This window comes from Streptomyces sp. NPDC107538, assembly GCF_055657445.1.
Window position 1 is genome coordinate 46,286 of record NZ_JBVKAY010000020.1, and the last position, 23,907, is coordinate 70,192.

A 23,907-nucleotide genomic window follows, 5' to 3' on the forward strand; every position below is an offset into this window, starting at 1 on the left:
CATCACATCATCACGTTCCCGCGAGCACGGCACGCGCGACGGCCGTCCGATACGTCCCGCGTCACGGACTCGACCTGCGGCGGACCCAACTCACCCTCTCCGCAAGGGAGTTGATGACGGCCCGTCGCTCACGGCGGTCTCACAGCCCGCTCGGCCCCCTCCTAATGTCGGCCCAGTCATCACACAGCCCTCAGGTCAAACATCCCGGCCCATGACGAACAACATGGAGCGCAAGGCCGGCCACCGGGGCAAGGGCAAGGGACTGCACCGCCGCAAGTTCCTCGGCGGGATGGCGGGGGCCGGGCTGGCGGCGGTCGCGGCGGCCGGGACCACCTTCTCGCTGCTGACCGACGCGAAGGGCAACAAGGCGGGCGCCGCGACCAACACCGCCACGCTGAACATCCCGGACCTCCTGGAGGGCACCACCTCCGACGGCACCACCACGTTCACGCTCACCGCCCAGACCGGCACCCACGAGGTGCTCAGCGGTGTCACCAGCGACACCGCCGGCTACAACGGGTCCTACCTCGGCCCCACCATGAAGTGGGCCACCGGCTCCACGGTCCTGCTGAACATCACCAACGACCTCGACGCCGACACCAGCGTCCACTTCCACGGGGCGCACATCCCGCCCGACATGGACGGCGGCCCGCAGAACGCCTTCGCCGCCGGGGAGACCTGGTCCCCCACCTTCGAGATCCTCGACGAGGCCAAAACGCTCTGGTACCACCCGCACGCGCTCGGGACCACGGCCGAGCAGGTCGTGCACGGACTGGCCGGTCTGATCATCGTGGAGGACGAGACCGACGCGTCCGCCGCGCTGCCGAGCGAGTACGGCGTCGACGACATCCCGATCGTGCTGCAGTGCCTGGCCACCGACGCCGCGGGCGACATCAAGTACGACCTGAACGGCTATCTGCGCAACGCCCTCAGCTTCCCGGTGCTCTGCAACGGCACGAACGTCGACGACACGACGCTCACCTTCACCGCGACCAGGACCCGCACCAGGTTCCGCGTCCTGAACGCCTCGCCGTCCGACATCATCACCGTCCAGCGGAGCGACGGCGGCACGCTCACCCAGATCGCCACCGAGCAGGGCTATCTCACCGAGGCCACCGAGGTGTCGACCATCCGGCTGGTGGCGGGCGGGCGCGCCGAGTTCGTCATGGACCTAGGCGACGCGGTCACGCTCCAGGCGGTCATCACGACCGGGTGGGTCCGGGGCGGCAGCGGTACGTTCGACTTCCTGACCGTCACCCCGGACGCCTCGGACACCCCCGACGACCTGCCGTCCTCGCTCAACACGATCGAGCGGTACGACACGTCGGGCTTCACCGCACGGGAGATCACGCTCGACCAGGACGGGCTGGAGATGGCGATCAACGGGGCGGTCGGCACCACCATGGATTCCATGGCGACGATCATGACGACGCTCGGTTCGAAGGAGATCTGGACGATCACCAACAACACGATGCTGGAGCACTCGTTCCATCTGCACGACGTGCCGTTCCAGCTGATCGAGATCAACGGCGAGGAACCGACCGGCGTCGATCTCGGCTGGTTCGACACCTACGAGGTGGTCGGCGGCGGCTCCATCAAGATCGCCATGGAGTTCACCGACTTCGCGGACGACACCTACATGTACATGCTCCACTGCCATCTCCTCCAGCACGAGGACGAGGGCATGATGGCCGGCCTGATGGTGATGGAGAGCTAGCGTCCGGCGGGCCCCAGGACGACGGCAGACGGCTTCTCAGGTGAGGCCCGCGGTGCGGGCGCGCTCCACCACCGGGCCGATCGCCTTGGCGACCGCTTCGACGTCCGCCTCCGTGGAGGTGTGGCCGAGGGAGAAGCGGAGGGTGCCGCGGGCCAGGTCCGGATCGGTGCCGGTGGCGAGCAGGACATGGCTGGGCTGGGCGACACCGGCGGTGCAGGCGGAGCCCGTGGAGCACTCGATGCCCTGGGCGTCGAGGAGGAGGAGCAGGGAATCGCCCTCGCAGCCGGGGAAGGTGAAGTGCGCGTTGGCCGGAAGGCGGTCCACCGGGTCCCCGCCGAGGATCGCGTCCGGCACCGCCGCACGGATCGCGTCGACCAGGGAGTCACGCAGGGATCCGATCTCCCGCGCGAACCAGCCCTGCTGCTCGGCGGCGAGCCGGCCGGCGACCGCGAAGGAGGCGACGGCCGGGACGTCGAGGGTGCCGGAGCGGACATGGCGCTCCTGGCCGCCGCCGTGCAGCACGGGGACGGGGCTGTACTCGCGGCCCAGCAGCAGCGCGCCGATGCCGTACGGTCCGCCGATCTTGTGGCCGGAGACGGTCATCGCGGCGAGGCCGGAGGCGCCGAAGTCGACCGGAACCTGACCGAAGGCCTGGACCGCGTCGGCGTGCAGCGGGACGCCGAACTCCCTTGCCACGTCGGCGAGTTCGCGGACCGGGAGGATCGTGCCGATCTCGTTGTTGGCCCACATCACGGTGGCCAGGGCGACGTCGTCGGGGTTGCGGGCGATGGCCTCGCGCAGGGCGTCCGGGTGGACCCTGCCGTACCGGTCGACCGGGAGGTATTCGACGGTGGCGCCCTCGTGTTCGCCGAGCCAGTGGACGGCGTCGAGGACCGCGTGGTGCTCGACGGGGCTGGCGAGGACACGGGTGCGGGCCGGGTCGGCGTCGCGGCGGGACCAGTACAGGCCCTTCACGGCGAGGTTGTCGGCCTCGGTGCCGCCGGAGGTGAGGACCACCTCGCTGGGGCGGGCCCCGAGGGCTTCGGCGAGGGTTTCACGGGCCTCCTCGACGGTGCGCCGCGCTCGGCGGCCGGAGGCGTGCAGCGAGGAGGCGTTGCCGGTGACGCTCAGCTGGGCGGTCAGGGCCTCTGCCGCCTCGGGGAGCATCGGGGTGGTCGCCGCGTGGTCGAGGTAAGCCATGGTGAGCCGATTCTACGGGGCCGCTTTCGAGCGGCCTCGGGCGCTCCTGGAGTTGGCCGTAAGACACCCGGCGCTCAGAAGCTCCAGGACACCGTGTCCGTCGTCTGCATCAGGGTGGCCAGGACCACGAGGTCGGCGACGCCCAGGCCGAGGCCCAGGAAGGCGCGGCCGCGGCGGGTGGTGCCGCGCTTCAGGGCCACCGCCGCCAGGACGATGGCGATGGGGCCGAGGAAGAGGTTGAGGACGAGGAGGCCCAGGAGGCCCAGGATGAAGGAGGCGACGGCCATGCCGTCGGCGTCGCGGCCCCGGGTGCGCGTGGTGGTGGTTGCGGTCTGCTGACGGGCGGCGGTGAGCTGCATGATCGGTCTGCTCCCAACGGATGGAGGGGACGGTCAGTCGCTGGTGCGGGTGCGGCGGGCGTGGCGCTCGCGATACGCGAAGACCGCGAGCCAGAGGGCGATACCGGCCGCGAGGGCGGACGAGACGGCCAGCGGCACATGGGCGACGGTGCCCAGGACGACCCCCAGCAGCAGAAGTGCGGCGACGAGGAACAGCATGTCGGGTTCGCCTCTCGTTCGGTTCGTCGTTTCGATTCGTCGTTCGTCTTGTTCGTTACAGCTGGGTGAACGGTTGTGGTTACAACTGTTCACTGACTGCCAAGTCTAGCGCGCCTCCCGGCTTTGCAATTACGGAGAACAGTTGTTAACTGCATGGCATGAGTCACACTCTCGGCATCCGGCAGGTCCAGAAGCAGAAGACCCGCCAGGCGCTCATGGACGCCGCCCTCGGTCTGCTGGAGGAGCAGAGCCTCAGCAGCCTGGGACTTCGTGAGGTCACCCGGGCCGTGGGCGTCGCCCCCACCGCGTTCTACCGGCACTTCCGGTCGACCGCGGACCTCGGGGTCGCGCTGGTCGAGGAGGTGCTCGGCAGTCTGCACCCCGTGCTCGGGGATCTGATGGCGGCGGTGGGCGACAGCGACGAACTCATCGAGCGCGCCGTCGATCTGATCGCCCGCCATGTGGACGCGTACCCCGCACACGTCCGGTTCATCGCGCGCGAACGGCACAGCGGGGTCCAGCAGGTGCGGGACGCGATCCAGGGGCAACTGGTGCGGTTCGCCGAGGAGGTGTGCGGTGAGCTGGCGCGGCGGCCGGAGACCGAGGGGTGGACCGACGACGACCGGCTGATGCTCGCCGGTCTGTACGTCGATCAGATGCTGGTGACCGCCTCTCTGTTTCTGGAGGCCCGGGACGAGCCGGCGGAGGAGCGTCTGAGGGTCACCCGGCTGGCGAGCCGCCGTATGCGGCTGATCAGCATCGGCTGTCGGCACTGGCTGGATTGAACCGGCGCACACACGAGAGGGAGGGCGCACCCGGTGACCGGGTGCGCCCTCCCTCTGGCGTATGGGCCGTCAGCTGTCCTTGGACGCCGACGCCGACGCCGAGGCCTCCTGGCTCGGTGCCCCGCTCGGGGCCTGGCCGCCCTGGCCCGGCTGGCCGCCGCCACCGGGGCCGCCGCAGCCGCCACCGCCGCCGGGGCCGCCGTTCTGGCCGCCGCCGCCCGGGGCACCGCTCGGCGCACCGGACGGCTGGCCCGACGGCGCGCCGGATGGAGCGCCCGAGGGGGCCTGGCCGTTGGCGGAGGGCTGGCCGGAGGGGGCGCCGGACGGCGCGCCCGAGGGGGCCTGACAGGTCTGCTGGCCCGAGTTGCCGTTGTTCGAGGTGGAGGAGGACGAGTCGCCGGAGCCGCACGCCACCAGGAAGAGGGGTGCGGCCGCCAGCAGGGCGACGGCGGGGACGAGACGTGCACGCTGCATGAGAAACAACTCCAGGAACGATGAAGAACGATGAGGGAGTTCGTGGCCGCATCGAACCAACGCAGCTTGGGGCTCTCTTGGGCGCGCACTGTGCCAACCCTGTGCGAACAGCAAAGCGATCACCAACCCACCCCGCCCCACCTGGACTTTCACCGCTCCCCCGCAACTCGGCCCTGATACAGGCTCGTGACAGAGCGCGCCTCGGCGACCGGTCCCCGTCCGGCTTGTCCGCACGGACGCCGACGACCGGGGTGGCCCCGAAGGGGCCGACTCCTACGGTCGGAGGGCGGCCCGGCTGGGCCGCGGACCGCTCGCCCCGACAGCCTGACGCCTCAGCCCGACAGCCGGGCGCGGGCCAGTTGGCGGGACTGGGCGACCAGTCGGTCCGCGCTGTCCCAGACCTCGGCGTCCTCCTCCAGGAAGCCGCCGGCGAGGTTGCGGGTGGTGATGGCGACCCGGAGCGGTCCCGGCGCCGGGCGGCACCGGATGTGCACGGTCAGCTCGACCGTCGGGACCCAGCCCTTGAGGCCCATCTCGAAGGCGGTCGGCGGCAGCGCGTCCACCGCGAGGAGCAACGAGAACGGGTCGGCGTCGCGGCCGTCGGCGAGCCCGAACCAGGAGCGCATCTCGCCCTTGCCGGAGGGCGCGCCGAGCGCCCAGCCGAGGGTGGCGGGGTCGAGCTTCAGGAACAGCCGGTCGGCGATCGCGGAGCCGCCGGGGACCGGGCCGGGGGCGTCCTGCGGGCCGAAGCACTGCTCGATCGGCGGGATCGCGGGCGGCTTCGCCGTCGTCCGGACGTCGTCGGGGAGGGTGTCCAGGTCGCCGTAGGAGGCGAGGACACGGATCCGCTCGATCTCGCGGCCCTCGTCGTCGTACTGGAAGAGGGAGGCCTGGCCGGTCGACAGGGTCCGGCCGGTGCGGACGACGTCCGTGCGGACGACGGCGGGGCCGGGCTGGGACGCGGTCAGATAGTAGGCGGAGATCGTGAACGGGTCGTCGTGCGGGAGCGCGTCGGCGAGGGCACGGCCGAGGACCGCCAGGAGGTAGCCGCCGTTGACGGCGCCGATGATCGTCCAGCCGGCGGAGAGGTCGATGTCGTAGACGCCGGGCGCCCTCCGGGTGACCGCGGTGTCCCGGTCGAACTCGCTGTCGCCGACGGTGGCCTGTACGGAAGCTGCTTCGGGCATGGCTGAACCGTACAACAGGTTATTACTAAGCGGTAGCTTTATCTATTGCTCCGCCGCCGACGAGCGCCGGTTCCAGGCCCGTGGCGCCCGCCAGTGGTAGCGCATCGCGAGCAGCCGCAGCACGAAGGCGGTGAGCGCGGCGAAGGCGGAGGTGAGCGGGGTCAGGGCGTCGAGCTGGATGCAGAGGACGATCATCCCGGCGCCGACCATCGCGGGCACGGCGTACAGGTCGCGGTCCCAGCGCAGCAGTGAGGGCACCTCGTTGGCGAGGACGTCCCGCAGCACACCGCCGCCGACCGCCGTGGCGAGGCCGAGGGCGGCGGAGGCGGTCAGGCCGAGGCCGTAGTCGTACGCCTTCGTCGTGCCGGCGACACAGAAGAGGCCGAGGCCGGCCGCGTCGAAGACGTTCACGCCGGTCTGGATGCGCTCCACGTGCGGGTGGAGGAAGAAGACGAGGAGGGCGGCGAGCAGCGGGGTGAGGAAGTAGCCGAGGTCGGTGAAGGCGGCCGGGGGGACGGCGCCGATCACCAGGTCCCGGAAGAGCCCGCCGCCGAGCGCGGTGACCTCGGCGAGGACGGCGATGCCGAAGACGTCGAAGTTCTTGCGGACGGCCAGCAGGGCGCCGGAGATGGCGAAGACGAAGATGCCTATCAGGTCGAGCGGGTACTGGGACACCCGCACATTCTCCCCCAGAAATGCGTGTGCGCCTTGCAATGCAAGGCGCACACGCGACAGGGTCAGTCTTTGCCGGGTCCCTCGACGTCCTGCGCCTTCTCCGGCGCCGCTTCAGGCGCCTTCTCCGGCGCCGCCTCAGGCGCCTTCTCCGGCGCCACCTTCGCCACCCCTTCGCCCGCGGCCTTCGCGGACGTCAGCAGGACGACGTCCTGGGGCTGCTGGTCCTCGAAGTTCTCCGGGTGGTGGCAGGCGACCCGCTGGCCCGGCTTCAGCTCGGCGAGGGGCGGCTCGGTGGTCGTGCAGACCTGCGTCGCCTTCCAGCACCGGGTGTGGAAGCGGCAGCCGCTCGGCGGCGCGATCGGCGAGGGCACATCGCCCTTGAGCAGGATGCGCTCGCTCTTGGCGCCCCGGCGCTTGGGGTCCGGGATCGGCACGGCCGAGAGCAGCGCCTTGGTGTACGGGTGCATCGGCGCCGCGTACAGGGAGTCCCGGTCGGCCAGCTCCACGATCTTGCCGAGGTACATCACCGCGATGCGGTCGGAGACATGGCGGACCACGGAGAGGTCGTGCGCGATGATCACGTACGTCAGGCCGAGCTCGTCCTGGAGGTCGTCCATCAGGTTGACGACCTGGGCCTGGATGGACACGTCCAGCGCGGAGACCGGCTCGTCCGCGACGACCATCCGGGGCTTCAGGGCGAGCGCGCGGGCGATGCCGATGCGCTGGCGCTGGCCGCCGGAGAACTCGTGCGGGTAGCGGTTGTAGTGCTCGGGGCTCAGGCCCACCAGTTCCAGGAGCCGCTGGACCTCCTTCTTCACCCCGCCCTCGGGCTCGACGCCCTGCAGCTTGAACGGCGCCGAGACGATGGTGCCGATGGTGTGCCGGGGGTTCAGCGAACCGTACGGGTCCTGGAAAATCATCTGAATGTCACGGCGCAGCGGACGCATACCCGCGGTCTTGAGGTGCGTGATGTCCGTGCCGTCGAACTCGACCTTGCCGCCGGACGGCTCAAGGAGGCGGGTGATGAGCCGGCCCATGGTCGACTTGCCGCAGCCGGACTCGCCGACGACACCGAGGGTCTCGCCACGGCGCACCTCGAAGTCGATGCCGTCGACGGCCTTGACCGCCCCGGCCTGCCGCTGGAGCAGGCCCTTCTTGATGGGGAAGTGCTTGACCAGGCCCTCGACCCTGAGCAGCGGTTTCTCGTCGGTGTCGGCGCGCTGGGCCGGCACGGCGGCCCCGCTCCCGGTCTTGGCCCCGGTCTCAGTCTCACTCACAGCTTCGGCGCAATCTCTTCGGTCCAGATCCGCGTGCGGTCCTCCTGCGAGAGGTGGCAGGCGGTGAAGTGCCGGCCGCCGACCTCACGCAGCTCGGGGCGCTCGGTGCGGGTGACATTGTCCTTGGGGACGTCCGCGTAGGGGCAGCGCGGGTTGAAGGCGCAGCCCGAGGGGACGTTGATGAGGCTCGGCGGCTGGCCCTTGACCGGGATGAGCCGGTCGGTCTGGGCGCGGTCGATGCGCGGCATCGAACCGAGCAGACCCCAGGTGTAGGGGTGGGCCGGCTGGTAGAAGATGTCGTCGACCGGGCCGCGCTCCACACAGCGCCCGCCGTACATCACGAGGATGTCGTCGGCGATCTCGGCGACCACGCCGAGGTCGTGCGTGATGATGATGACCGCGGAGCCGAACTCCTTCTGCAGGTCCCGGATCAGGTCGAGGATCTGCGCCTGCACGGTCACGTCGAGCGCGGTGGTCGGCTCGTCGGCGATCAGCAGTTCGGGGTTGTTGACCAGGGCCATGGCGATCATCGCGCGCTGGCGCATACCGCCGGAGAACTCGTGCGGGTAGCCGTCGACGCGCTTGTGGGGCTCGGGAATGCCGACGCGGTCGAGCAGTTCGATGGCGCGCGTGCGAGCCACCTTCTTGCTCACGTCGTGGTGGACGCGGTACGCCTCCACGATCTGGCTGCCGACCTTGTAGTACGGGTGCATCGCGGACAGCGGGTCCTGGAAGATCATCGCCATGTCGCGGCCGCGCAGCCGGCGCACCTCGTCGGGGCTCGCCCCGACGAGTTCCTTGCCGTCCAGCCAGATCTCGCCGGACATCTTCACGTTCTTGCCGCGCGCGCCGAGCCGGTGCAGGCCCATGATCGCCAGCGAGGTCACCGACTTGCCGGAGCCGGACTCGCCCACGATGCCGAGGGTCTTGCCCTTCTCCAGCTGGAAGGAGAGACCGTCGACGGACTTGACCACACCGTCGTCGGTGGGGAAGTGCACCCTGAGGTCGCGCACTTCGAGGAACGCCTCGGGGGCGTCCCCGGCGCGTGCGGGCTCGCCGACGGCGGCCCCGGTCTTGGACAGTTCGGTCACGAGAGCCTCACCCGCGGGTCGATCGTGGCGTACAGCAGGTCCACCACAAGGTTCATGAAGACGACGAAGAACGCCGCGAGCAGGGTCACCCCGAGGATCGGGGGCAGGTCGTTGGCGCTGATCGACTGGACCGCGTACTCGCCGATGCCGTGCAGGGAGAACACGGTCTCGGTGATGAGGGCACCGCCGAGGAGCAGACCGACGTCCATGCCGAAGACGGTCACCAGCGGGGTCAGCGCGGCCCGCAGACCGTGCTTCACGACCACGTTGCGCTCCCGCAGGCCCTTGGCCCGCGCGGTGCGGATGTAGTCCTCGTTCATCGTCTCCAGCATGCCCGAGCGGGTGAGCCGGGCGTAGATGGCCGAGTAGAGGAGCGCCAGCGAGCACCAGGGCAGGAAGAGGGTGTTGGCCCACTGCGAGGGGTTCTCGGTGAAGGGGACGTACGTCCTGCCGAAGATCTCCAGCTGGTAGCTGAACAGCAGCAGGGCCAGCTGACCGGTGAAGAACATGGGCAGGGAGACGCCCGCGAGGGCCACGCCCATGGCGGCCCGGTCGAAGACCGAGCCGGGCTTCAGGGCCGAGATGACACCGGCGATGATGCCGCCCAGCAGCCACAGCACGGCGGCACCGGCCGCGAGCGAGATCGTCACGGGGAGCCGGCTGGTGAGCTGCGGCCAGACCTCCAGGTGGTCCTTGAAGGAGTAGCCGAAGCAGGGCGCGTCGCAGCGGACCGTGGTGGGACCGAGGTCGTACGTGGCACCGGAGACGATCCCCTTGAGGAAGTTCCAGTACTGCTCGTAGACCGGCTGGTCCAGGCCGAGGTTCCGCTTGACCGCCGCGATGTCCTCGGGCGTGGGGTTCTTGCCGATGTACTGCTGTGCCAGCTGGTCGACGGACTGCCCGGCGAGCTTCGGCAGGATGAAGAAGATGCCGAAGGTGACCGCGGTGACGACGAGCAGCAGGATCACCGCCGCGATCGTCCGGCGGAGGATGTACGAGATCACGAGGACCGGCGCCGGCGCCCGCGGGTGTGTTCACCCGCGGGCGCCAATGCCTTCACCTGCCTTCCGGGGCTACTTCTTTTCCGTGGTGCCGACGTTGAGGTAGTCGTACTGACCGCTGAAGGCCGAGGACGACACCAGGTTGGTGGCGTACGGCGAGCGGTACAGCAGGACCTTGAAGTAGGTCAGCGGCACGATGGCGGCCTGCTCCATGACCTTCTTGTCGACCTCGGTGTACGCGGCGGTGCGGGCGGCCTCGTCGGTGTTGCCGATCGCGTCGTCCAGCAGCTTGTTGATCGCCGGGTCGTCCAGCTCGGACAGGTTGGTGTTACCGGACTGACCGATGGCCTTGCCGTGCACGATCTGCTGCAGGAAGCCGTAGCCGGTGGGCCAGTCGGAGCCCCACTGCATCATGATCAGACCGATGTTGTTCTTCTTGTTGAACGAGGGCACACCCGCGTAGTCGGAGAAGTACTTGCCCGAGGGGTACTGCTTGATGTCGGCCTCGATACCGACCTTCTTCAGCGCCTCGACGACCGCGGTGGCCGCGTCGACCTCGCCCTGCCGGTCGGTGCGCGCGGAGATGGAGGTCTTGAAGCCGCCCTCCTTGCCACAGGCCTTCAGGTGCTCCTTGGCCTTGGTGACGTCACCCTTGTTGTCCGGGGTGGCGTACAGGTCGTCCTTCGCGTAGCCCGAGACATCGGTGGGCAGGACGGTGGAGGCGACGTCACCGCGGATCGGGCCGCCCATCGCGGTCTGCACGGCGACCTTGTCGATCGCGTACTCGACGGCCTTGCGGCACTCGATGTTGTCGAACGGCGCGACCTTGGTGTTGATCGCCGTGTAGACCAGACGCCCGCCGAGCGCGTTGTCGGTGTTGGCCAGCTGGTCCTTGTCCTTGAGGACCTGGGCCTGGGTCTGGGCGTCGACACCGGTGCCCTGGATGTCGATCATGGTGTCGCCGGCCATGACGTCCTTGTCGATGGTGGCCTTGTTGACCTTCAGGTTCACCACGATCTTGTCCGGGTACTGCTTGCGCAGCGGGTCCGTCTTGGCGTCCCACTGGTCGTTGCGCACCAGGACGATCTGCTTGCCCTCCTCGTACTTCTCGAACTTGTACGAGCCGGAGGAGACGACCTTCTTGGTGTAGTCGACGCCGGTGTCCTTGGCCTTCGGCACCGGAGCCGTCTGCGGCATGCTCGCCAGGTAGTCGAACTCGGAGAACGCCTTGTTCAGCTTGAAGACGATCGTGTGGTCGTCCGGCGTCTCGATGGAGGCGATGCCCTTGTCGCTCTTGTCCTCGTAGGGGCCCTTGTACTTGTCCGGGTCGTCCAGCATCTGCTGGAAGTAGTTCGGACCGAGGGACAGCACGTCACGCGCGAAGTTCGAGCGCTCCACGGCGTACTTGACGTCCTTGGAGGTGACCGCGGTGCCGTCCTCGTACTTGACGCCCTGACGGATCTTGTACGTCCAGGTCTTGCCGCCGTCGCTGGGCGTGCCCGCGCTCTCGGCCAGGTCGGGGACGAGCTCGTTGCCCTTCTCGCCGGGGCCGGGCTTGAACGTCATGAGCGGACGCGCGTAGAGGCGGCTGAAGTTGAAGCCGTACGCGTAGTACATGTTGCCCGGGTCGAGGGACTCGGGGGTGTCGGTGCTGGCGTAGGTGACCGTGCCGCCCTTGTGGTCGGACTCGTTGACGACACCCTTGGTCGCGGCGTTGGCGCCGGCGCCCTTGGGGGCGTCGTCCGTGCCGTCATCCGCCTTGCTGCACGCGGACAGAAGCAGTCCGGCGGCGCTCGCAACCGCGACCGCGGCCATTGCTGACCTTCGCATGATGGTCGGTTTCCCCTTCGTAGTTGGACAGTTGTGTGGGACGACAGACCGCAGACGTCAGCGGCTGCGGGGGTCGAGGGCGTCCCGGAGGCCGTCACCGAGAAGGTTGAAGGCCAGCACCGTGATGAAGATCGCGAGGCCGGGAACGATCATGTACTGCGGGTCGACCTCGAAGAAGTCGACCGCCTGGTTGAGCATGCCGCCCCAGGAGGCCTGCGGCGGCTGGATACCGACGCCGAGGAAGCTCAGCGACGCCTCGAAGATGATGTTCGTCGGGATGAGCAGCGTCGAGTAGACGATGATCGGCGCGACGAGGTTGGGCAGCAGTTCCTTGAACAGGACGTACGGGCCGCCGGCCCCCATGCCCCGCGAGGCGTCGATGAACTCGCGCTCGCGCAGGGCCAGGGTCTGACCGCGCACGATGCGTCCCATGTACGGCCAGTTGAAGAAACCGATCACGAAGATCAGCACCGTGATGTGCAGCGGCAGCCCTTCGAGACCGAAGGCACCGCCCTGCAGCGTCGCGGAGATGGCGATCGCGAACAGCAGCAGCGGGAACGCCAGGAAGGTGTCCATCAGCCGGCTGACGACCGTGTCCACCCGGCCGCCGTAGTAGCCGGCGACCAGGCCGAGCACCACACCGATGGCGTTGGACAGGAGCGTCGCACCGAAGGCCACCACCAGGGAGACCCAGGAGCCCTCCAGGATGCGGGCGAGGATGTCGCGGCCGAACTTCGGCTCGACACCGAGCGGATGGTCCCAGCTCATCCCGCCGAAGTCGCCCTTGGGCAGGGAGGTGTTGGGGTCGATCAGGTCCTGGTTGAAGGCGTTGGGGTCGAGCCCCAGCATCGCCTGCAGCGGCCTGGAGAGCGCCGCGATCAGGATCAGCAGGACGACGACGACTCCGCCGGCCACCGCCACCTTGTCGCGCTTGAAGCGGGTCCAGGCGATCTGGCCGAGCGAACGGCCCTCGATCTTCTTCGCCTCGACGCCCTGCAGCACGGCTTCGGGCTGTGCCTCGGCCTGCGATCCGGTCGTCTCAATGGGTGCGGTCATCGTCCCTCGTGCTTGCCCGTGCCGGTGGTTGCCGACTGTGCCGTGCGGCCGCCCGGGTCTGCGGTGCGGTCCGTCACCACTGCTGCTCTCTTGCTCTGTGACTACTGATGGGTACGAGAGGAGGTACGGCACCGAACTTCACCGCATGAACAGCGTGTTCGCCGGATCCCCCCATCGCTCTGGGGGAGTCTTCAACGGTCGCGCGATCAGGCACCAGACTTGGCGACGAAAGTATGCGCAACCGTGATGTGGCCAGCAGGGTTCCGCTATGCGGACGTGACGCTCTGTTGAGCGGTGGAAACCGCCCCCGTGCGGCTCAGTAGCCGCCGGGGTAGCCGTACCCGCCCGCCGCCGGGGCCTGGGCGGGGGCGGCGTGGGCCTCGCGGTCGTAGAAGGGGCGGGCGCCGGCCCGCAGCCACATGGCGACCGGGTCGTACTCGTCGGACATGGCGACCGTGGAGACGGGCAGGCCGTCCGGGACCGCGCCGATGGACTGCTGCATCATCGCGCGCACCGAGTCCACGGCGGGCGGTGAGGTGTCGTACACGTCGAGGCCGATGGCCAGATACGGCGCGCCGAGCGCGGGCTGCACCCAGGCGCGGCGCAGCGAGCGCACGGCGGGGGTGCGGTGGGCGTTCTGCGTGAGCAGGGCGTAGAACTGCGGGATCTCGATGCCCGGGTCGGAGAGCCGCAGCGGGCCCGCGGGCTGCCGCTCCAGGCCGGTGGCGATCCGGCGCAGATCGAGCCAGGGGATGCCGACGCCGCCGCCCGGCGCGTGCGGGTTGAGCCAGAGGCCGTAGTGGTCGGGGTAGAGGGTGCGGGCCACGTCGAGGCCGTCGACCACCTCGTAACTGCGGTTCCAGCCACTGGCGGAGAGTTCCTGGGCGGAGGTGACGCAGGGGGCGTAGTTGAAGCCGTCGACCTCCATGTTCCCGTACTGGGCGTCCGGGGAGCCGGCCTGGCCGTGCCAGAGCAGCATCCAGATCTGGCCGGAGGCGGGGGTGGCGAGGGCACGCAGCAGCGCCTCGTAGGCGTCGTAACGCCCGGGGGTCACCTGGCGCAGCATGTGCTCGACGTGGCCGCTGCCGCTCACGTTTGGCCGCCCTTCGGTGTTGGACCTTGGTTTTGGGAACAGCTTAGGTGGTGGACAGGTTGAGCCAGTCGGGGCTCGGGGGTTACGGACACCGGACAGGCGCGCTGGTCAGTAGCCCTGTTGGTAGAAGGGGCGGACCTTTTCGCGGAGCCAGTCGCCCACCGGGTCCTGGGCCACGTCCAGGAAGACCATGTTGACGGGCCAGGGGACGGGGGCCTTGGCGAGGGCTCGGCCGAGGGCGGCCAGGGGGAGGGCGCGGTCGGCCTCCCAGGAGACCAGGTCGACGCCGATGAACATGACGGGGTCGGCGGTCTCGATGGTGGCGAGGCAGCGGCGGGCGGAGAGGACGGCTCCGGTGGCGGCGAACTCGGCGGACGCGGCGGCGAGGAAGTCGACGGGGTCGTCCTGCCAGTCCGGTTCGTGGAGCCGGACCCGGGCGCCGTTCGCCGAGCCGTCGAGCGGGGTGCGCCCGGCCCGGCACAGTTCGGCCACGGCAGGCGGCGGCAGCGGGATGCCCACGACACCGTCCGGGTTGAGGGCGAGGCCGATCTGCGGGGGCAGCCCGCGCGCGAACTCAACGGCCGGGGCGATCGTGTACGACATGTGGTTGCCGACGACCTGGCGGAACTGCTCCTCGGAGCTGAAGACCGGTACGTACGCCTGCCCGTCGAACTCCATGGTCGGCAGGTCCAGCTGACCGCTCCGCGGCCCGCCGCCCTCCGGCAGCGGCACCCAGACGAAGCTGCGGGCCAGCACCTCCACGATCCGGGCCCCGGCCTGGGGCACCCCGAGCGAGGCGGACAGCACCTCCTCCAGCTCGTTGCCGGGCCACCCGCCGTGCCCATGGGGATACGCCTGTGCCGGAAAGTCCGCCGGGAAGTCCATCTGCTGCCTACCGCTTTGCTCCGTGATGCTGTTGTAGCTGCACCTTAATTGCTTCCGGCCCGGGAGCGCGCCCCTCCAGGGCTCACCCCACGAAGTCGATCCGCTTCAGGACGTCCGCGGCGGCACGGTCGATGATCACCGCGGCCCCGCACCCCTGGGGCAGCCTCCCCTTCTCCACGGCCCGCAGCAGCCGGGTCATCGCACCCCGGTGCCGGGCGAACGCGTACCGTGACACCCCCCGCCCGCGCTCCCGCTGTCCGTCCCGCGCCTCCCCGGGCGTGACGTCCAGCAGCAGCAGGTGCAGGGTGCCGCCGCGCCGGCGGGCCTCGCGCGCGAGCCAGCTGCGGACCCACGCCTGCGCCCCGCAGTCGTGGACGACGACGCCCTCCCCCGAGCGGAGAGCGCGCCGCAGCCCCGCGTAGTGCGCGAGGCGCACGAAGGGCCGGTAGGCCGCGTACGGCAGGTGGCGGGCGAAGCGCGCGTCGAAGCGGTCGCGGGTGTCCTGGGAGTCGATCCGGACGCCGGGCACGGCCCGTCGCATCAGGGTCGACTTGCCGCTGCCGGGGAGCCCGGTGACCACCACCAGGTCCTCCGGGCCGAAGGACAGTCCGTGCGGGCTGCGCCCGGCACGCTCCCTGAGGTCCCGGACGACCGCCCTCGGGAACGGGCCGCACGCCTCACCGACCGGTGCGACGGGCTGCTTGGGCATCGCGATGCCCGACGTCGTCGCATACGCCGTGGTCCTGTTCACCGTGACCGTCCTCCCCAGGGGTATGGAGGTCCCATCCCCACAGACTGTAAAGAGAAGGTAATGCCCGATCCCTCCTGGTTCAGTCCTCGTATTGCCACAAGAGTGCTACGGACCGCCGTGTCTGCCTTGAAAGCTCCCCCTGCCGCCCCACGTCGATGCGTGCGATGATGTCCGCGCCAACTGCATACCGGCCGCTTGAATCCGCGCGGGAGAGTTCCCAGCAGCACTTCGCTGGGGCGCCGAAGGAGCAAGTCCCTCCCTTGAATCTCTCAGGCCCCGTTACCGCGCGGGCGAGGCACATCTGAAAAGCGGGCCGCCCCTCCGGTGGCCCCACCCAAGGTGCAAGTCATGTCCCCCGCGGTCATGGCGAACCTCTCAGGTTCCGATGACAGATGGGGAGGATCGACCTCGCCCGTCATGCCTTGGGAGACAACCGTCCGATGAGCAGTGAACCCCGCCTGACCGCGCTCGACGCCCTGCATCGCTCGCTCGGCGCGACGATGACCGACTTCGCCGGCTGGGACATGCCCCTGCGCTACGGCTCCGAGCGCGACGAGCACATCGCCGTCCGTACGCGGGCCGGACTCTTCGACCTCTCCCACATGGGCGAGATCACGGTGACCGGACCGGGGGCCGCGGCCCTCTTGGACCACGCCCTCGTGGGGAACATCGGGAGCGTCGGCGTCGGCCGGGCCCGCTACACCATGATCTGCCGCGAGGACGGCGGCATCCTCGACGACCTGATCCTCTACCGGCTGGACGACACCGAGGCCGGTTCCTCGACCTACCTGGTCGTCGCGAACGCCTCCAACGCCCAGGTGGTGCTGGACGCGCTCGTGGAGCGCTCCGCCGGCTTCGACGCCGAGGTGCGCGACGACCGCGACGCGTACGCGCTGCTCGCCGTCCAGGGCCCGGAGTCACCCGGGATCCTCAGGTCCCTCACCGACGCCGACCTCGACGGCCTGAAGTACTACGCGGGGCTGCCCGGCACGGTCGCCGGGGTCCCGGCGCTGATCGCGCGCACCGGGTACACCGGCGAGGACGGCTTCGAGCTGTTCGTGAAGCCGGAGCACGCCGTCGAGCTGTGGCAGGCACTGACCAAGGCGGGCGAGGGCGTCGGCCTGGTGCCCTGCGGGCTGTCCTGCCGGGACACGCTGCGCCTGGAGGCGGGGATGCCGCTGTACGGGCATGAGCTGTCCACCTCGCTGACGCCCTTCGACGCCGGGCTCGGGCGGGTCGTGAAGTTCGAGAAGGAGGGCGACTTCGTCGGGCGTACGGCGCTGGCCGAGGCCGCCGAGAAGGCGGAGACCGCCCCGCCGCGCGTCCTCGTCGGCCTCGTCGCCGAGGGCCGCCGGGTGCCGCGCGCCGGGTACCCGGTCGTCGCCGGTGGCGAGGTCGTCGGAGAGGTCACCTCCGGGGCGCCCTCCCCGACCCTGGGGAAGCCCATCGCCATGGCGTACGTCGACGCCACGCACGCCGCGCCGGGCACCACCGGTGTGGGTGTGGACATCCGGGGCAGCCACGAACCGTACGAGGTCGTGGCGCTGCCGTTCTACAAGCGCCAGAAGTAGACACTGGGCGCGAGGTCGTCCGCCCCGGGCGTGACCCCGCGCACCTTTCCGCTGCTCATCAGCGGTCTCAGCAGTCCCCCCTTCATCAGCACTCCCCCGCGTACAGGAGAATTCAGGCCATGAGCAACCCCCAGCAGCTGCGCTACAGCAAGGAGCACGAGTGGCTGTCGGGCGCCGAGAACGGCGTCTCGACGGTCGGCATCACGGAGTTCGCGGCGAACGCGCTCGGCGATGTCGTCTACGCCCAGCTTCCCGAGGTGGGCTCCACGGTGACCGCGGGCGAGACCTGTGGCGAACTGGAGTCCACGAAGTCGGTCAGCGACCTGTACTCGCCGGTCTCCGGTGAGATCACCGAGATCAACGAGGACGTCGTCAGCGACCCGTCGCTGGTGAACACCGCCCCGTTCGAGGGCGGTTGGCTGTTCAAGGTACGTGTCGCGGAGGAGCCGGACGATCTGCTCTCCGCCGACGAGTACGTCGCCCACACCGCCGGCTGAGAAGACTTGAGAGTACTGAGGTCGTACGCATGTCGCTTCTGAACACGCCCCTGCACGAGCTGGATCCGGAGGTCGCCGCCGCCGTCGACGCCGAGCTGAACCGCCAGCAGTCGACCCTGGAGATGATCGCCTCGGAGAACTTCGCTCCGGTCGCGGTGATGGAGGCCCAGGGCACGGTCCTCACCAACAAGTACGCCGAGGGCTACCCGGGCCGCCGCTACTACGGCGGCTGCGAGCACGTCGACGTCACCGAGCAGATCGCCATCGACCGGGTGAAGGATCTGTTCGGCGCCGAGTACGCCAACGTCCAGCCGCACTCGGGGGCCTCCGCCAACCAGGCCGCGCTGTTCGCGCTGGCCCAGCCCGGCGACACGATCCTCGGGCTGGACCTCGCCCACGGCGGGCACCTGACCCACGGGATGCGGCTGAACTTCTCCGGCAAGCAGTTCGACGTGGTCGCGTACCACGTCGACACCGCCACCGGGCTGGTGGACATGGCCGAGCTGGAGAAGCTCGCCAAGGAGCACCGGCCGAAGGTGATCATCGCGGGCTGGTCGGCGTACCCGCGTCAGCTGGACTTCGCGGAGTTCCGGCGGATCGCCGACGAGGTCGGCGCCCGTCTGTGGGTGGACATGGCGCACTTCGCCGGTCTGGTCGCGGCCGGGCTGCACCCGAACCCGGTGCCGTACGCCGATGTCGTCACCTCCACGACCCACAAGACGCTCGGCGGCCCCCGCGGCGGGATCATCCTCGCCAAGAAGGAGTTCGCGAAGAAGCTCAACTCCTCGGTGTTCCCCGGCTTCCAGGGTGGTCCGCTGGAGCACGTCATCGCGGCGAAGGCGGTGTCCTTCAAGGTCGCGGCGAGCGAGGAGTTCAAGGAGCGGCAGCGGCGTACGGTCGACGGTGCCCGCATCCTCGCCGAGCGGCTGACGGCTCCGGACGCGCGCGAGGCCGGGGTCGACGTGCTGTCCGGCGGTACCGACGTGCATCTGATCCTGGTCGACCTGCGCGCCTCCGAGCTGGACGGGCAGCAGGCCGAGGACCGCCTCCACGAGGTCGGCATCACGGTCAACCGCAACGCCGTCCCGAACGACCCGCGGCCGCCGATGGTGACCTCCGGGCTGCGTATCGGCACCCCCGCCCTGGCCACCCGCGGCTTCACCGCCGAGGACTTCGCCGAGGTCGCCGATGTCATCGCCGAGGCGCTGAAGCCGGCGTACGACGTGGAGGCGCTGAAGGCCCGGGTCAAGGCGCTCGCGGACAAGCACCCGCTGTACCCGGGGCTGGGGAAGTAACCCCGGCTTCACCGTCACGTGGTCCCGCTTTTCCGGGGCACCGCGCACACTGGGAGGCGAGCGCGGTGCCCCACCCCCTGCACCACCCCTCCCCCGTTCTGAGGAGTCACCGTGGCCATCTCCGTCTTCGACCTGTTCTCGGTCGGTATCGGCCCGTCCAGCTCCCACACGGTCGGTCCGATGCGGGCCGCCCGGATGTTCGCCCGCCGGCTGCGCAACGAGGAACTGCTCGCGGGCGTCGCCTCGGTACGCGTCGAGCTGTACGGCTCGCTGGGCGCGACCGGCCACGGCCACGGCACCCCCAAGGCCGTACTCCTGGGCCTGGAGGGCGCCTCGCCGCGCACGGTGGACGTCGAGTCGGCCGACGACCGCGTGGAGACGATCAGGAACTCGGGCCGTATCCGTCTCCTCGACGACCACGAGGTCCCCTTCGACTTCGACCGGGATCTGATCCTGCACCGCCGCAAGACGCTGCCCTACCACGCCAACGGGATGACGGTCTGGGCCCACGACGCGGCGGGCGCCGAGCTGTTGTCGAAGACGTACTACTCGGTGGGCGGCGGCTTCGTCGTGGACGAGGACGCGGTCGGCGCGGACCGCATCAAACTCGACGACACCCCGCTCAAATACCCGTTCCGCACCGGCGACGAGCTGCTCCGGCTGACGCGGGAGACCGGTCTGTCGATCTCCGCGCTGATGCTGGAGAACGAGCGGGCCTGGCGTTCCGAGGAGGAGATCCGCTCCGGGCTGCTGGACATCTGGGGTGTCATGCAGGCCTGTGTCTCGCGCGGTATGTCCCGCGAGGGCATCCTCCCGGGTGGACTGCGGGTGCGCCGGCGCGCGGCCGTCTCCGCCCGCCAACTGCGGGCCGAGGGCGACCCGTTGGCCCGTGCCATGGAGTGGATCACGCTCTACGCGATGGCGGTGAACGAGGAGAACGCGGCCGGTGGCCGGGTGGTGACGGCGCCCACGAACGGCGCGGCCGGGATCATCCCCGCCGTCCTGCACTACTACATCAACTTCGTGCCCGGCGCGGACGAGGAAGGCGTCGTCCGCTTCCTCCTCGCCGCCGGCGCGATCGGCATGCTGTTCAAGGAGAACGCCTCCATCTCCGGCGCCGAGGTCGGCTGCCAGGGCGAGGTGGGCTCGGCCTGTTCCATGGCGGCGGGCGCGCTGGCGGAGGTGCTGGGCGGCAGCCCCGAGCAGGTCGAGAACGCCGCCGAGATCGGCATGGAGCACAACCTCGGCCTGACCTGCGACCCCGTCGGCGGCCTCGTCCAGATCCCCTGCATCGAACGCAACGGCATGGCGGCGGTGAAGGCCGTCACGGCGGCCCGCATGGCGATGCGCGGCGACGGCACCCACAAGGTGTCCCTCGACAAGGTCATCAAGACGATGAAGGACACCGGCGCGGACATGAGCGTCAAGTACAAGGAGACGGCGCGGGGCGGGCTGGCGGTCAACATCATCGAGTGCTGAGCGGGCTGGGCCTGACCAGCGTGTTCGTCACTTTCAGCGCCGCCAGGGCCATCGCTGCCCGAGCGGCGGAAAGTCCCCGGCGCCGCACGAGCCGCGCTTTCTGCGCCGACCACCAGGTCAGCGCCTTGATCAAAAGCGGTCGGCACATGTGCGTCACGTCCACGGAGACGGCGCGGGGCCGGCTCGCGGTGAACATCATCGAGTGCTGAGCACGGCCTCAGGCCACGGCGTTCCCAGGGCGGCGTCGAACGGACGGACCGCGGCGTGATGAGCGGGGCTCTACGACCGATCCGGTGAAATACGGCGACATACCGCAAGAGAAGCACTGAAAGTGTCTACATCAGTACTATCAGTGACATCGTCGTCCGATCCGCCTGCCATGCAGCGGATCGGCACCCGGAGGCTGAAGTGGGAAAGCTGAACAAGCTGGAACAGCGCTTCGAGACTCTAGTCAACGACGTCTTCGCCAAGATCTTCAGGTCCGCCGCGCAGCCCTTGGAGTTCGCCGGCGCGCTCCGGCGCGAGTGCGACGTCAGCGCCAGGATCTGGACCCAGGACTGCACCATCGCGCCCAACGGTTTCGTCCTCGAACTCAGCCCGGGCGACCACGAGGTGTACAGCTCTTGCCTGGTCATGCTCGGCGAAGAGCTGGTCGAAAAGGTACGCGCGCACGCCGAGGAACAGCAGTACTCGTTCGTGGGTCCGCTGAAGGTTCAGTTGCAGCGGGCGGAGAACCTGAAGATAGGGCAGTACCGCGTGCGCAGCCGACTTGAGGTGCCGCCCGAGATCGAGCACGCCCTGAGAGTCGACCAGTACTACCGCGCCACGCATGCGAAGGCGGTCGGGGCGGGCAGCGGCGGGGCCCGGGCCGGGCCACCGCCGCCGCAGGTCCTGCGCGGTGACAAGCGGGCTCTGACCGTGGATCAGTTCATATCGATGGGGCTTGCATTCAGCGAGAACGGCAGCTTGGTCCGCGCCGCCCCGCCGGGTCCTCTCACCGCGCCGCCGCGGCCGCTCCGCCCCGTCCGGCCCGTGACGGACCGCCCGGGCGTTGCCGTCCTGTCTCGGCCCGGCCACGGTGGGCTTCCGGCGCTCGACCCCGTGGGAGCCCTCGCGCACCCTCCCTGCCGCGAGACCGGGCACCAGCGTGTCGTCCGGCCGCCCGAGCCGCAGATCGGGAGCCGGCCGACCGGCCAACCGCCGGTGGTCCTCGAGCTGACCGGCGACTCCCGCCCGGCAGACGTCTCAAGCCATCGGTCCGGAATACGGGTACCGGGCGGAAAGCCTGCCCGCCGCCAGGCCGCCGACTCCGTGCCCGAAGGGCCCTCCCTCTCATCGAAAGGACAGAGCATGACGAACGATTGCGACACCCGGGCTGACGATCCCGCACCCGACAGGGGCGAGCAGCACTCCGGCGGGCTCGGTTCCCCGCCGCCGGACCCGCACATCGCCGGCGGACCCCAGGCCTCCGTGCCGACGGAGCCCATGACCGACGCGCGGGCGGGCGGCGAGGCAGTGCCGCAGGGTGGCCCGGCGGAGCATCACTCCCCGGCACCCGCCGGGAACCGCTTCGGCGCGGTGCCCCTCGCGACTCCCTTCGACAGGGGCGCGCAGTCGGCCCGGGTCGCCGGTGGCGCCCCGGCCTACGCTCGCCCGCCGGCGCACCACAATCCGGCGCCATGGCTTGCACCGGACTGGAACGGCCACGGAGTGCTGGGGCACAGTGCCACTGTCGAGCTCTCCTCCGAACGGCTGCTGCGCGGCCGGGGCAAGGGCCGACGAAGCCTCAGCCGGTTGCGCATCGGCGGCAGGACCGCCGAACGGGAGCGCCAGCAGAAGCTGGCCATTCTCCGCACGCCGGTGATGCAGTGCCACAAGATCGCCGTCATCAGCCTCAAGGGCGGAGTCGGCAAGACGACCACCACGACCGCCCTGGGCGCGACTCTCGCCACCGAGCGTCAGGACCGGGTCGTCGCGATCGACGCCAATCCCGACGCGGGCACCCTCAGCCGCCGGGTGCGTCGCGAAACCGGTGCGACCATCCGCGACCTCGTGGCCGACATCCCCAATCTCACCAATTACATGTCCGTACGACGCTTCACCTCCCAGGCCCCGAGCGGCCTGGAGGTCCTGGCCAATGAGGTGGACCCCGCTCTCTCGACGGCGTTCAACGACGAGGACTACCGCCAGGTCGTCGGCTGCCTCGGACAGCACTACCCGATCATCCTCACCGACTCCGGCACGGGCCTGCTGCACAGCGCGATGCGGGGCATCCTGGATTTCGCCGATCAACTGATCGTGGTCGCCACGCCCAGCGTGGACGGCGCGACCAGTGCCAGTACCACCCTGGACTGGCTCACCGCCCACCAGTACGAGGACCTCGTCAGCCGGAGCATCACCGTGGTGTCCGAGGCGCGCCGGAAGAGCAAGACGGTGAAGGTGGACGACGTCGTGGACCACTTCCGTGCCCGCTGCCGGGGGGTGGTGGTCATCCCGTTCGACGAGCACCTCGCGGCGGGCGCGGAGGTCGATCTGGATCAGATGAAGGCGCGGACCCGCGAGGCCTACTTCGACCTGGCGACGCTGGTGGCCGCGGACTTCCCCCGCACCCAGCCCGAGGCCGTGAGCTGGGCCGCCTCCTACCCTCACTCGGGATACAACGCGCCCAGCTATTTCGCCGCTCCCGCGCGGGTCTGATCCGACTCCCCGCGAGGCACCCGTCGACGACGGCACGGCCCGGACCTCGGCCTGGGCCTGGGCCTGCCGTCGGTCGTATGCGGACCTAGAAGCGGCCCGTGCCCGCCGGCATCAGCAGCGCGGTCCGGGTGGGCGGCCCGGGTCGGCGCCGTCGACGGCCCAACACGCGTACATCGCCGACGGGTTCTCGATGATGCCGAGGTCCGGCAGGGGGTGCGCAGCCATGCTTCGAAGCCGTCGCGTGGCATCGGGATCCGGGTCGCGAGCGCCCCGTCGTGGTCCGTGCCGGGTTACGTGGTTCCGCGTACGGGACGGGTGCCGGCCTCGCGGCCGGTGAGGCCGGCCAGGGAGAGGGCGCCGGGGCCGGCGAAGACCAGGAGGAGGAAGCCCCAGCAGAACAGGACGGGGGCGAGGCCGCCGTTCTGGAGGGGGAAGAGGCCGTCCTTCTGGTGTTCCGTGAAGTAGGCGAAGGCCATGATGCCCGAGCTGAGGAACGCGGCGCCGCGGGTCGCGACGCCGAGGAGGACGAGGACGCCGCAGACCAGCTCGATGACACCGGCGTACCAGAAGGGCCAGTCGCCGACCGGGCTCGCCTTGCGGTCCAGGACGCCGAAGACCGTGGCGGCGCCCTCGCTGGCGAACAGCAGGCCCAGGACGATACGGAACAGGCCCAGGACGAGAGGCCGGCGCGTCGTGAGCCAGTCGTCCAGGCGTGGTCTGCCGTTGCTCATGGTGCTCATGGGGTCTCCTCGGATCTGTCGGCTACGCGCGGGTGCGCCCGGTTTCTCC

23 protein-coding genes and 2 riboswitches are annotated in these 23,907 nt (G+C 69.9%); of the genes, 8 read left to right on the top strand and 15 right to left on the bottom strand.

What is annotated here, in order from left to right; translation table 11 throughout:
- Nucleotides 1–211: 211 nt before the first annotated feature.
- Nucleotides 212–1,717 carry a multicopper oxidase family protein gene (locus ACZ7MG_RS39780; protein ID WP_471396685.1) on the top strand — a complete coding sequence of 502 codons (1,506 nt, stop codon included), beginning with the start codon at nt 212–214 and terminating at the stop codon, nt 1,715–1,717.
- 36 nt (nt 1,718–1,753) lie between these two features.
- Here ACZ7MG_RS39780 and ACZ7MG_RS39785 read toward each other — a convergent pair whose 3' ends face one another.
- From ACZ7MG_RS39785 to ACZ7MG_RS39795, 3 genes are all read right to left on the bottom strand, one after another.
- Entirely contained in the window at nt 1,754–2,917 is a 1,164-nt protein-coding gene (locus tag ACZ7MG_RS39785; RefSeq protein WP_471396682.1) for a cysteine desulfurase family protein, read from the bottom strand.
- 74 nt (nt 2,918–2,991) lie between these two features.
- On the bottom strand, nt 2,992–3,276 hold the full coding sequence (locus tag ACZ7MG_RS39790; protein ID WP_471396681.1) for a DUF4190 domain-containing protein: 285 nt from the start codon (nt 3,274–3,276) through the stop codon (nt 2,992–2,994).
- A gap of 33 nt (nt 3,277–3,309) precedes the next feature.
- The gene (locus tag ACZ7MG_RS39795) at nt 3,310–3,474 is read right to left on the bottom strand and encodes a hypothetical protein (RefSeq protein WP_471396679.1); all 165 of its coding nucleotides are present in this window, start codon (nt 3,472–3,474) and stop codon (nt 3,310–3,312) included.
- Between the two features lie 158 nt (nt 3,475–3,632).
- Between ACZ7MG_RS39795 and ACZ7MG_RS39800 the strand changes: the two genes are divergently transcribed.
- Nucleotides 3,633–4,259: a TetR family transcriptional regulator gene (locus ACZ7MG_RS39800; RefSeq protein WP_471396677.1), complete on the top strand. Its 627-nt coding sequence runs from the start codon at nt 3,633–3,635 to the stop codon at nt 4,257–4,259.
- Between the two features lie 69 nt (nt 4,260–4,328).
- Here ACZ7MG_RS39800 and ACZ7MG_RS39805 read toward each other — a convergent pair whose 3' ends face one another.
- The 11 genes from ACZ7MG_RS39805 to ACZ7MG_RS39855 all read right to left on the bottom strand — a co-directional run bounded on the left by ACZ7MG_RS39805 (nt 4,329) and on the right by ACZ7MG_RS39855 (nt 15,579).
- Entirely contained in the window at nt 4,329–4,733 is a 405-nt protein-coding gene (locus ACZ7MG_RS39805) for a hypothetical protein (RefSeq protein ID WP_471396675.1), read from the bottom strand.
- A 332-nt stretch (nt 4,734–5,065) separates the two neighbouring features.
- Nucleotides 5,066–5,920, bottom strand: coding sequence for a thioesterase family protein (locus tag ACZ7MG_RS39810; RefSeq protein ID WP_471396672.1), 855 nt, complete (start codon nt 5,918–5,920; stop codon nt 5,066–5,068).
- 42 nt (nt 5,921–5,962) lie between these two features.
- Entirely contained in the window at nt 5,963–6,595 is a 633-nt protein-coding gene (locus tag ACZ7MG_RS39815) for a trimeric intracellular cation channel family protein (protein WP_471396670.1), read from the bottom strand.
- 62 nt (nt 6,596–6,657) lie between these two features.
- Nucleotides 6,658–7,872 carry an ABC transporter ATP-binding protein gene (locus ACZ7MG_RS39820; RefSeq protein ID WP_471396667.1) on the bottom strand — a complete coding sequence of 405 codons (1,215 nt, stop codon included), beginning with the start codon at nt 7,870–7,872 and terminating at the stop codon, nt 6,658–6,660.
- Complete coding sequence (locus ACZ7MG_RS39825; RefSeq protein ID WP_471396664.1) at nt 7,869–8,963, bottom strand: ABC transporter ATP-binding protein; 1,095 nt, start codon at nt 8,961–8,963, stop codon at nt 7,869–7,871. The genes ACZ7MG_RS39820 and ACZ7MG_RS39825 overlap by 4 nt, the downstream gene beginning before the upstream one ends.
- A complete protein-coding gene (locus ACZ7MG_RS39830; protein WP_471396662.1) occupies nt 8,960–9,967 on the bottom strand; it encodes an ABC transporter permease in 1,008 nt (335 codons plus the stop codon). Before ACZ7MG_RS39830 ends, ACZ7MG_RS39825 begins: the two co-directional genes overlap by 4 nt.
- 69 nt (nt 9,968–10,036) lie before the next feature.
- Nucleotides 10,037–11,794, bottom strand: a complete 1,758-nt coding sequence (locus ACZ7MG_RS39835; protein ID WP_471396660.1) for an ABC transporter substrate-binding protein — start codon at nt 11,792–11,794, stop codon at nt 10,037–10,039.
- Nucleotides 11,795–11,851: 57 nt separating this feature from the next.
- The gene (locus ACZ7MG_RS39840) at nt 11,852–12,850 is read right to left on the bottom strand and encodes an ABC transporter permease (protein ID WP_471396657.1); all 999 of its coding nucleotides are present in this window, start codon (nt 12,848–12,850) and stop codon (nt 11,852–11,854) included.
- A 316-nt stretch (nt 12,851–13,166) separates the two neighbouring features.
- Nucleotides 13,167–13,916, bottom strand: a complete 750-nt coding sequence (locus tag ACZ7MG_RS39845) for an enhanced serine sensitivity protein SseB C-terminal domain-containing protein (protein WP_471396709.1) — start codon at nt 13,914–13,916, stop codon at nt 13,167–13,169.
- Nucleotides 13,917–14,051: 135 nt separating this feature from the next.
- Complete coding sequence (locus ACZ7MG_RS39850) at nt 14,052–14,828, bottom strand: enhanced serine sensitivity protein SseB (RefSeq protein ID WP_471396655.1); 777 nt, start codon at nt 14,826–14,828, stop codon at nt 14,052–14,054.
- 82 nt (nt 14,829–14,910) lie between these two features.
- Nucleotides 14,911–15,579 (bottom strand): AAA family ATPase, encoded by a 669-nt coding sequence (locus tag ACZ7MG_RS39855; RefSeq protein WP_471396652.1) that lies wholly within the window; start codon nt 15,577–15,579, stop codon nt 14,911–14,913.
- A 196-nt stretch (nt 15,580–15,775) separates the two neighbouring features.
- Nucleotides 15,776–15,874: riboswitch (glycine riboswitch) on the top strand.
- A riboswitch (glycine riboswitch) is annotated at nt 15,875–15,981 on the top strand.
- A gap of 38 nt (nt 15,982–16,019) precedes the next feature.
- On the opposite strand from ACZ7MG_RS39855, the gene gcvT reads away from it, so the two are divergent.
- The 6 genes from gcvT to ACZ7MG_RS39885 all read left to right on the top strand — a co-directional run bounded on the left by gcvT (nt 16,020) and on the right by ACZ7MG_RS39885 (nt 23,118).
- Nucleotides 16,020–17,150, top strand: a complete 1,131-nt coding sequence (gene gcvT / locus ACZ7MG_RS39860; protein ID WP_471396650.1) for a glycine cleavage system aminomethyltransferase GcvT — start codon at nt 16,020–16,022, stop codon at nt 17,148–17,150.
- Between the two features lie 119 nt (nt 17,151–17,269).
- On the top strand, nt 17,270–17,647 hold the full coding sequence (gene gcvH, locus ACZ7MG_RS39865) for a glycine cleavage system protein GcvH (RefSeq protein ID WP_471396647.1): 378 nt from the start codon (nt 17,270–17,272) through the stop codon (nt 17,645–17,647).
- A 29-nt stretch (nt 17,648–17,676) separates the two neighbouring features.
- Complete coding sequence (glyA, locus tag ACZ7MG_RS39870) at nt 17,677–18,942, top strand: serine hydroxymethyltransferase (RefSeq protein ID WP_471396644.1); 1,266 nt, start codon at nt 17,677–17,679, stop codon at nt 18,940–18,942.
- 111 nt (nt 18,943–19,053) lie between these two features.
- On the top strand, nt 19,054–20,421 hold the full coding sequence (locus ACZ7MG_RS39875; protein WP_471396642.1) for an L-serine ammonia-lyase: 1,368 nt from the start codon (nt 19,054–19,056) through the stop codon (nt 20,419–20,421).
- Nucleotides 20,415–20,630, top strand: a complete 216-nt coding sequence (locus ACZ7MG_RS39880) for a hypothetical protein (protein WP_471396640.1) — start codon at nt 20,415–20,417, stop codon at nt 20,628–20,630. Before ACZ7MG_RS39875 ends, ACZ7MG_RS39880 begins: the two co-directional genes overlap by 7 nt.
- 199 nt (nt 20,631–20,829) lie before the next feature.
- Nucleotides 20,830–23,118, top strand: a complete 2,289-nt coding sequence (locus ACZ7MG_RS39885) for an FhaA domain-containing protein (RefSeq protein ID WP_471946655.1) — start codon at nt 20,830–20,832, stop codon at nt 23,116–23,118.
- A 290-nt stretch (nt 23,119–23,408) separates the two neighbouring features.
- Here the strand turns inward: ACZ7MG_RS39885 and ACZ7MG_RS39890 are convergent, their stop codons facing one another.
- Nucleotides 23,409–23,858 carry a DoxX family protein gene (locus tag ACZ7MG_RS39890; RefSeq protein WP_471396102.1) on the bottom strand — a complete coding sequence of 150 codons (450 nt, stop codon included), beginning with the start codon at nt 23,856–23,858 and terminating at the stop codon, nt 23,409–23,411.
- Between the last annotated feature and the right edge of the window lie 49 nt (nt 23,859–23,907).

Bases quoted from the DNA above. Each gene is read 5' to 3' on its own strand.
- ACZ7MG_RS39780 (WP_471396685.1), top strand. From the start codon at position 212: ATGACGAACAACATGGAGCGCAAGGCCGGCCACCGGGGCAAGGGCAAG.
- ACZ7MG_RS39785 (WP_471396682.1), bottom strand. From the start codon at position 2,917: ATGGCTTACCTCGACCACGCGGCGACCACCCCGATGCTCCCCGAGGCG.
- ACZ7MG_RS39790 (WP_471396681.1), bottom strand. From the start codon at position 3,276: ATGCAGCTCACCGCCGCCCGTCAGCAGACCGCAACCACCACCACGCGC.
- ACZ7MG_RS39795 (WP_471396679.1), bottom strand. From the start codon at position 3,474: ATGCTGTTCCTCGTCGCCGCACTTCTGCTGCTGGGGGTCGTCCTGGGC.
- ACZ7MG_RS39800 (WP_471396677.1), top strand. From the start codon at position 3,633: ATGAGTCACACTCTCGGCATCCGGCAGGTCCAGAAGCAGAAGACCCGC.
- ACZ7MG_RS39805 (WP_471396675.1), bottom strand. From the start codon at position 4,733: ATGCAGCGTGCACGTCTCGTCCCCGCCGTCGCCCTGCTGGCGGCCGCA.
- ACZ7MG_RS39810 (WP_471396672.1), bottom strand. From the start codon at position 5,920: ATGCCCGAAGCAGCTTCCGTACAGGCCACCGTCGGCGACAGCGAGTTC.
- ACZ7MG_RS39835 (WP_471396660.1), bottom strand. From the start codon at position 11,794: ATGCGAAGGTCAGCAATGGCCGCGGTCGCGGTTGCGAGCGCCGCCGGA.
- ACZ7MG_RS39840 (WP_471396657.1), bottom strand. From the start codon at position 12,850: ATGACCGCACCCATTGAGACGACCGGATCGCAGGCCGAGGCACAGCCC.
- ACZ7MG_RS39845 (WP_471396709.1), bottom strand. From the start codon at position 13,916: ATGCTGCGCCAGGTGACCCCCGGGCGTTACGACGCCTACGAGGCGCTG.
- ACZ7MG_RS39850 (WP_471396655.1), bottom strand. From the start codon at position 14,828: ATGGACTTCCCGGCGGACTTTCCGGCACAGGCGTATCCCCATGGGCAC.
- gcvT (WP_471396650.1), top strand. From the start codon at position 16,020: ATGAGCAGTGAACCCCGCCTGACCGCGCTCGACGCCCTGCATCGCTCG.
- gcvH (WP_471396647.1), top strand. From the start codon at position 17,270: ATGAGCAACCCCCAGCAGCTGCGCTACAGCAAGGAGCACGAGTGGCTG.
- glyA (WP_471396644.1), top strand. From the start codon at position 17,677: ATGTCGCTTCTGAACACGCCCCTGCACGAGCTGGATCCGGAGGTCGCC.
- ACZ7MG_RS39890 (WP_471396102.1), bottom strand. From the start codon at position 23,858: ATGAGCACCATGAGCAACGGCAGACCACGCCTGGACGACTGGCTCACG.